1 protein-coding gene and 1 pseudogene are annotated in these 739 nt (G+C 64.8%); both read right to left on the minus strand.

What is annotated here, in order from left to right; genetic code table 11:
* Window positions 1-329: pseudogene (locus tag H5411_RS48295) on the minus strand (ABC transporter permease); the annotation flags it as partial.
* 20 nt (window positions 330-349) lie between these two features.
* The coding region (locus H5411_RS46620; protein ID WP_183128042.1) for an MlaE family ABC transporter permease at window positions 350-739 on the minus strand (390 nt) is incomplete at its 5' end.

A 739-nucleotide genomic window follows, 5' to 3' on the forward strand; every position in this document is an offset into this window, starting at 1 on the left:
CCCGAATAGAGGGGAACGCCGATCTGCTTGAGCGTGTAGTTGCCTTCGAGGCCGCACTCGTACCCGATCACGAACTGCATGAGCCAGATGACGAGCCCGCTGGACAGGATGAGCACGCCGCACTGGTGGAAGACTTCGGTGGCGGAGTGCCGGAGATCGGGCAACGCCCGGATCGTCCGGCCGGAGAACCGGGCGATATCGCCGCCGGTTTCGACCGCGGACTTGACCGAAGTCGCCATGCCCTTGAACGAAATCTCGACGTCGGCGGGCTTCGGCGCACCGGGCAGCTTCTTTTCGCCGACTCCGCCGTTCTGCACAGCTCGGGTCACGGTGTCTTCTCCCCGCCTCGTCACTTGTAGATCTGCATCTCGGGGTTGAGACCGAGCATGATCGCGGTGAAGACCGCGTTGAATATCCAGATCGCGGCGAACGCGATCACCACGGCCTGGTTGACCGCCCGCCCCACCCCGATCGGCCCGCCGCCGGTGTGCAAGCCCTTGTAGCAGCAGACGACGCCGATGATCAGCCCGAAGATCGACGTCTTGACCACGCTCGCCCAGAGGTCGGTCGTCGTCGCGTTGTCGAAGAAGCTGCCGAAGAACGCGCTGCTGTTCGCCTTGAGGATCGGCACGGCGGCGATGTACCCGCCCACGACACCGAAAGCCAGCGCCACCAGGTCCATCAGCCCCGTGATCAACGTCATCGCGACCACCCGCGGCACGATGAGCGTCCGGATCGG

The organism is Amycolatopsis echigonensis, from assembly GCF_014174495.1.
Classification (GTDB): domain Bacteria; phylum Actinomycetota; class Actinomycetes; order Mycobacteriales; family Pseudonocardiaceae; genus Amycolatopsis; species Amycolatopsis echigonensis.